Annotated in this window: 1 protein-coding gene; it reads right to left on the bottom strand. The window is 33.3% G+C overall.

Annotated features, from left to right (window positions below):
• Nucleotides 1–534: phosphohexomutase domain-containing protein (locus IDG60_RS01530; protein WP_481906069.1), on the bottom strand; the 534-nt coding region annotated here is incomplete at both ends.

Here is a 534-nt window from a genome sequence, read left to right as displayed (position 1 = left end):
TATGCATTTCTTGACCAATAATAAACATAATTTGGTCACCGTCAACGATTTGACCATTCTCATCTACTGCTATGATTCTGTCTCCATCGCCGTCAAATGCTAACCCAAAATCACTTTCAGTTTCAACAACTTTTTCTGCTAATTTTTCAGGATGTGTAGAGCCACATTTCTCATTGATATTATATCCATCAGGACTACATCCAATTGTTTCAGTATCTGCTTCTAAATCACCAAATAAGAATGGCGCTAATGATGATGTTGAACCATTTGCACCATCTAAAACAATTTTCAAACCTTCAAAGTTAACATCTACTGTTGATTTTAAATAACTCAAATATTTTTGTGCCCCTTCAAAGTAATCTGAATAATGTACAATATCATTACCAACTGGTCTTGGTAATTCTGGGTTTTCTTGATCCAATAATGCTTCAATTTCATTTTCTTGTTCATCTGATAGTTTAAAACCATCTGATCCAAAGAATTTAATACCATTATCTGCAACTGGATTATGAGAGGCTGAAATCATTACACCTA

Source organism: Staphylococcus sp. EG-SA-2 (assembly GCF_017152085.1).
The sequence above is the reverse complement of the archived record's forward strand: the minus strand, read 5'-3'. Positions and strand labels throughout refer to the sequence as shown.